The organism is Escherichia sp. MR (assembly GCF_005280595.1).
In the GTDB taxonomy this organism is placed as follows: Bacteria; Pseudomonadota; Gammaproteobacteria; order Enterobacterales; family Enterobacteriaceae; genus Escherichia; species Escherichia ruysiae.
In genome coordinates, this window is sequence record NZ_SZVK01000093.1 from 1 (window position 1) to 6903 (window position 6903).

Sequence of the window (6903 nt, forward strand, 5' to 3'; positions counted from 1 at the left end):
GTGGCTGCAACCCTACTAGCTCAAAATTTATTCACACATGGTTACGCTTTGGGGAAATTATGAGGGGATCTCTCAGTACTGGGCTTCCCAGTCAATGAACAGTACAGAGAAACGACGTTTTTTCCTGCGTGCCATACCGGCCACAAGATGGAAGAGTACGGTGGAATCCTTTCCTCCGGAAAAAGACAGGCAAACAGAAGAGAATGTATCAAACAGCCATTCAATACGGTGAATGGCTGCGGACAGAACATCTTCACCCGTTCTGATTTTTATTATGGTGCCCGACATATATTCTGGTGTGAAATATTCAGTCTGCAATATGTTCAGTAATAATGATGTAACCAGTCAGTACCAAACCATACAATAAACCAGAGTCCCATCATCGCGACAAAACTTATAAATGACAGTATTACCGAAATACCAGACTTCATTCCTGTTCCTCTGAAATAATACGACACACTTATATATAGCTCAGCGCATAAATAACCACAGACGCCCCGGAAACAAAACCCGCCAGAAACGCAAGCAGCAACCTTCCCCCGACAGGTCGCTCACGGCAGTCATATATCCCGAACTGTCCTCTTCTGCACCGACAACACATAATTACCTTCTCCGTCCGGCCCTCCGCGCCGGGAAACGTTTGTAGTGGTCAAGTAATACTGGCCACGGTTTTACAGTAAAAATGGTACCTATTCTCGGACTCTTCCGGTGTCAACCCACCGTTATAATGGTGAGGTCTGACACTGTTGTAGTAGTTCAATATGTAATCATTAATTTGCTGCCGGGCCTCGTCCTTGTCGACGTAACCATTCGCTGGCACCCATTCTGTTTTCAGACTGCGGAAGAAGCGTTCCATTGGGCTATTATCCCAGCAGTTTCCCCGCCGACTGACACTTTGCTTTATTCTGTAACGCCAGAGAATTTGTTGATATTTCAGGCCTGTATACTGGCTTCCCTGGTCGCTATGGAACATAACATCATGTGGTTGACCACGCGTCTCATAGGCCATCCGCAGGGCATCGCTTATCAGTGCAGTATCGGCATGTGCGGACAGACTCCAGCCGATAACCCTGCGGGCAAAAAGATCCATCACAACCGCCAGATAGCACCAGCAATTTCCGGCCCAGATATAGGTAATATCTCCACACCATACCTGGTCTGGCTCGGGGACAGCGAACTGGCGCCCGAGCAGATTCGGCAAGCAGGTATGCTCCTGACGGGCATTTTTGTACTGATGTTTTCCGGGCTGACAACTGCTCAGATTCAGATGTTTCATCAGCCGCCCGGCACGGTAACGGCTCATCGGGACGCCGTTTTGGGTCAGCATGTCAGCCAGCGTGCGCGCCCCCGCAGAGCCCCGGCTTTGGTTCCACACCCGGCGTATTTCACTGCACAACCTGACATGCACCGGATTCACCGTATCGCGTCGTTTTTGCCAGTACCGGTAACTGCTGCGGTGTATTCCCAGAGCAGAACACAGACTGACAACGGTGTGGCTGCCACTGAGTCTGGCAACTATCGTGAACCGTTCAGCGAGTCGGACATCAAGAGTGCAGTAGCCTTTTTTAATATCGTATTTTGTTCCTCCAGGCGGCGAACCTGCTTTTCCAGCTCGCGGATACGTTGCTGGTCTGGAGTAATCGGTGTGGCAGAGGGGGCAATCCCCTGGCGCTCTCGTCTGAGCTGACGTACCCAGCTCTCAAGAGTGGTAGAGCCGACATTCATCGATTCACTGGCTTGTCGATATGAGTAGCCCTTATCAACAATCAGTTGCGCACATTCCAGTCTGAACTCGGGGGTGAAAGTACGTTTGGTTTTCTTGTTCATTAAGTCACCTGTTTTGTGTTGAGGTGAGAATATCACCTTTAATCAGGTGGCCAAACTTACTGTGCCACTACAAAGCGACAAAGCCAGCTCCCCAGGCGGACAGACCTGCAGCCAGACTGTATCCATTCGCATACACGCAGCTGACGCATATTAAAAAACGTGTCCATATAAGTTCCCGGAACAATACCAGGATCTGACAGAGCACCCGGTTAATTAGCGAGCAGACAATATACATTCATAACACATCAGACAGTGAGCTGCGGACATAAAACAGCTTTACCACTGGTGTCCGAAGTGGCAGCGAATGCGCTCCGGACTACAGCACCGCATATATTACGGCATCAGGAGCAATGTCTGGCTGTAAATTTTGTTATATATTTTTTAATTCATATTGCTAAAATATATTTATGACACGGAAGTATACTTTTACTTTCCTCTGAAGCTTTATTTTCACGGGAAAATCTTATCTTTACATAAGGAGATAATGATATATCCAGCCAGAATGAAATATCATTACGAATACCCAGTTTTTTATATATCTGATACTTCTGTGCTGAAACAGTCTTGGTACTACGAAATCTGCTCTTCGAAATCTGAGTAACACTGTATCCTTTTATCAGTAACTCAAGCACATCACATTCAACATCTGTTAATGACGGAGATATCCATATATGGGCAGTAATATCATGTTCTTTTATCCTGGCCATTACATAACAGGTTGTATTTTTGTTACTCATTTTTATCTGAATATATACCAGCAAATTACAAAAAATAATCCGATACGATAAGTAAAGAGCAGCCGTCCATGTGCTGCTCCTGCCTGTCAGATACTACCGGGGTCAGAATGTATACTTCACCCCCAACATGGCAGAGGTATCACTGTATCCCCTGTCACCTGCCTGTACTCCCACGTTGCCCCACAGGTTCAAACGGGAGTTTATCTGCCCTTCAACACCGGCTTTCACTTCCCCGATATTGCGGGCACCATCCTGATGTACCGTCACGCCGTTCATGCGGGTACCAAATTCACGGGTGTTGTGCAGCCAGTTCACCTCCACGAACGGACGGAACTCACGGGATTTACCGTCGTCCATTCTGTTGTGTCCCTTAATCCAGGTTTTCACACCCAGACGGGTACGGACGTTACCGTCACCGGTGCTCTCAACACGGGTACCGTTGCTTTCACGGTGTTCATCTGCTTTTACCCCCATCCAGACAACCTGTGCCTGAGGCTGAACATACCATTCATTCAGGCTGCCATGACTGCCGCTGAACTCACCTGCTTTCCAGGTATAACCAGTTTCCAGCGAAGCAGTCAGGCCTTTTGACTTCCAGGACTCGCCCGGCAGTCCGTCACCTTTCACATGGTTGTCAAACCAGCCGTACTGTGCCCACGTATCAAGATAAGCCCCGTTATGTGTTTCATCACTGGCAAACCAGGTGGCATACAGACCTGTGCTGTATCCGTTCACACTGCCTTTTGAGCGATATCCGGTGCGCACAGAGTCCGTATTGTTATGGTCGTTACCATAACCGGCTATAACGCCAAGGTGCCAGCGGTCAGTTTCTCCCCAGCCCCACTGTGCAATGTCTCCCCCCAGTTGAACAACATAACGGTTACCCTGTGTTTTCAGCTGACCTGTACCATCACGCCAGCGGTTATGTCCTCCTTCGTGGCGCATCCACATGCTGGTATTTTTCGTCTCACCGGTCATGACATCGGTGTACTGCACCGGCCCCAGACGTTCATGAAGACGGGTCACGAACATGGTGTTCGCTGCAGCCATATTTGCCGTGTAGGAGCCAGCTTCCGGACGCAGGTCATTATTATAACCACCCGGTTTTTGTTCCGGTTTTGGTTCCGGATTCGGGTCTGGTGTCGGCTCCGGATTCGGAACTGGCGGATTTTTACCACTGGTCAGATACCAGTTACCGCTGTTGCTTCCCTGACCACGCCCCAGCGTGTAGTCATAGGCTCCGGCAGCTATACGCCTGGCCTGAATAAACTCTCCATTAGATAGTCCATCTACATGGATCAGTTCGATGCCATTCAAAGTCTGCGCACCTGTTCCCCCTGCATTTGTGACAAAAACCTTTGTAGATCCGTAACTATTCCCCTTGATTACTAATTTATCTGTCAAAGACAAATCATCGCCAAGTTGAGTTCGAAAGTGTAACACTCCATTATTGCTATTATAATCTCCATTAATCGTTAAGGTATTACTTTGCCCCCCGTTATCCGCGCTGGATATAAAAATATCACTCCTATCCAAATCTAGAGAAGAAATCACAGAATCCTTTTTTACACGCCATACACTTCCATCAGAAAGTGCCATTTTTGTAATCCCATTATTCTTTATTTCTGACGCACCTTCCAGAATAGCAGCATGAGTTTTTATATTCATTTCGCCACCATCATTGCTAACTAAAAAATCACCAGCCGCCACAACCTCACTATTATTAACATTTATTGATGTGAAAGAATAAGAATTATCAAAAAAAACCTCAGAAGATTGTAAATAACTATTAAGTATATTTATATCGCTCCCAACTCCTGAGCCATTTCCTTGTATATTAATACCTGCACTGCTTTGAGCTATACCAGTAACACTATCAAGATTCAAATTGCCACCGTTATAAATTACTCCAAGTGCAGCTTTTTCCCCTATGGTATAGATATGGCTATTACTCAATGTAACTTTACCCTGACGAACGGCAATAGCATGGCTTTCCTGCCCATAAGTTTCCAATATAGTGTTATCTAGCACAAGCTCTGCATTTACACCATTAGCATATGCGCCGTAACTATTATTTCCTTTCGTTGTTATTCTTGCACCATCTGCTTTCAGTATTGCCTTGCTACTCAGCGGTTCACTTTCTCCCTCACTGTATACGGGAGAAATACAGGTACGATTCATTCCAGGTCCAGAACAGGAAAGAACACCAGCAGCATTATTACCAGTAGTCAAAATATAGATATCGCCTTCAGACGTTAATACAGTATCAGAATGCGCTCCACTAACCTGGCTCATAAGCCCAGTAGCAAAATCACCGCTGGTTGATACTGAGTTTTTGCCTTTCAGAATTATATCTCCACCAAACTCACTTACAACAGCATTTGCCGAATTTTCATAAGAATCTTTTCCTCCTGTAGTTTTTATCATACTATTTTCTATTAAAACTAATGAATCGTTGCCATTAGCAGAAACAGCATAACTTCCATTCCCATTAGTTATTACGCTTGTGTCAGATAGTGTAACTTTCGCCTGCCCTCCGGAAAAAACACCTGTTGCTGTTTCAGCATGAGTCACAATTGTGGAACCAGAAACCAAAACATCCGTTCTTTCATGTACTGCATTAATACCATTAGAAATGCCTTTTGTCTCAATATTAGCATCTGCTATAACTATCTTACTCCCGCTCTCAACAGTAACAGCTTCAGATCCATTTCCTGATGTACTAATGTTAATTTTATTCGCATTCATAACACTATTACTAATAGCTTTTATACCAGAACTTTTATCGGCTACTGTAGTAACAGTGGTTTCATTAAGTGTTCCTCTCCCCTGCTCTTGCAAATAAACCCCTGCAGAATAATCGCCAGTTGTTAATATTTCTGTTCCTGCAATATCAAGAGCGCCATCAAACTCAGCTGTTAGTGCTGCGGTCTGAATTGACTCAGACCCTGATGAAGAGGAAGAGGTTATTTTTGAATCCCTTAAAATTATTTGTGAGTCTTTACCATTAGAAAGCACAGCACTGTAACTTTTATTATCTGACAAAATTTCCGAATTTGATATATTCACAATCCCAGCATCTTTTGCCGCAACTGCGAATGACAATGAACCGGTACTAATGACTTTTGAATTACCCAGAGAAACTCTGGAATTATTCTCACTCAAAATACCAAATGCATATACAGATGAAGTTTTAACTTCTGAATCTGAAATAGAAAGTGATGTATTATTATTTACAGAGATAGTCGGTATATAGGGCGTATTGACAGCCTCCACGACTTCCCCAGATAAGACATGGTCACCTCCGTCATTAAACGATAACGGTTTGGCATATACATTCTGAAGAGCTATAGCAACAAAGCTTAAACTAATTCCAGATATTTTTATATTCACCCTTCACCTCAAGTTTTTATTTCCGCAAAATACCTGTTATTGATAATGCTTCGCAGTTACTGCTGAAGCACTTTTTTATATACAAAAAAAGAAGCAAACACATATAAGTATATATTCTTTTTCAATTATAAAAAACAGCAACCAAGAAAGAAAAAAACGCACATACTACTCGACAAAACCGAATATTAAACTCAGTGACCAACATCGTTCTTCCAAACAGGAAACACGTTCCTGTATATATCGCAATTACTCTTCACGCCATAATGCGTTTCAAAGTAATGATTATGGCTGCCTCTCCGGTTTGCCTGCGTGTACCATCTGATAACGATTAATCAACTGATTCAGCGCCATTTCCGTCTGTTTTTGCTGCCGCTCGCTGCCATTCTGGTTGCGGGCTTCACCATAGCGACGTAAATGCTCTTCTGCCGGAATATGTCGGTTAAAAATCTGCATCATGCCAAACACCTCCGTTTTCAGTTCACTGACCATCATGTATTTGGTCAAAGGTCGTGCGTTGACATCAGTTGTGGTATCTGGGTAAGCAGCAAGCGAAAAGGTAGTTCAAAACTGGTGACGTAATCCACATTCAGCAGTGCAATGCACAGCCGTTCTTCTGGCCCGCCCTCTGTCTGCCGGCCCCTCTCCAGGACATCCTGCCACTGCTGGCGAAGGCGTGGAGATTCATTCAGTTCTGTAAAACAGTATTTATCCGCCAGATAATCAATTCTGTGTATGCATACTGAAAAGAATTTCGTATAAAGATTCAGCAGACAAAACTTTATCAGTCTGTAAAAATTAACGGAAGAGTCGATATTTCTTCCGGTCATCACCGGATGATTGTTGCAATAACCAGTGGCATCAGAGACTGAGCACTGAGAGATCCCCTCATAATTTCCCCAAAGCGTAACCATGTGTGAATAAATTTTGAGCTAGTAGGGTTGCAGCC

3 protein-coding genes and 3 pseudogenes are annotated in these 6903 nt (G+C 44.6%); all 6 read right to left on the reverse strand.

Features of this window, described 5'->3' with window-relative positions:
* Positions 1 to 75: 75 nt before the first annotated feature.
* Positions 76 to 288 (reverse strand): annotated as a pseudogene (locus FC814_RS21755) (phosphoadenosine phosphosulfate reductase); the annotation flags it as partial.
* A 361-nt stretch (positions 289 to 649) separates the two neighbouring features.
* Positions 650 to 1863, reverse strand: a protein-coding gene (locus tag FC814_RS21760) for an IS3 family transposase (protein WP_137326456.1) whose coding sequence is annotated in 2 segments (ribosomal slippage) — positions 650 to 1569 and positions 1569 to 1863 — 1215 coding nt in all. Because the reading frame shifts where the segments join, the coding sequence is not laid out codon by codon here.
* 350 nt (positions 1864 to 2213) lie between these two features.
* Positions 2214 to 2564 carry a helix-turn-helix transcriptional regulator gene (locus FC814_RS21765; RefSeq protein ID WP_137326457.1) on the reverse strand — a complete coding sequence of 117 codons (351 nt, stop codon included), beginning with the start codon at positions 2562 to 2564 and terminating at the stop codon, positions 2214 to 2216.
* A 102-nt stretch (positions 2565 to 2666) separates the two neighbouring features.
* Positions 2667 to 5957 (reverse strand): autotransporter outer membrane beta-barrel domain-containing protein, encoded by a 3291-nt coding sequence (locus FC814_RS21770; protein WP_240102231.1) that lies wholly within the window; start codon positions 5955 to 5957, stop codon positions 2667 to 2669.
* 282 nt (positions 5958 to 6239) lie between these two features.
* Positions 6240 to 6455: pseudogene (locus tag FC814_RS21775) on the reverse strand (VasL domain-containing protein); the annotation flags it as partial.
* A gap of 17 nt (positions 6456 to 6472) precedes the next feature.
* Positions 6473 to 6691, reverse strand: a pseudogene (locus FC814_RS21780) (DNA-binding protein); the annotation flags it as partial.
* Positions 6692 to 6903: the final 212 nt, after the last annotated feature.

Excerpts from the sequence above, each read along its gene's own strand:
- FC814_RS21765 (WP_137326457.1), bottom strand. The coding sequence starts at position 2,564 with ATGAGTAACAAAAATACAACCTGTTATGTAATGGCCAGGATAAAAGAA.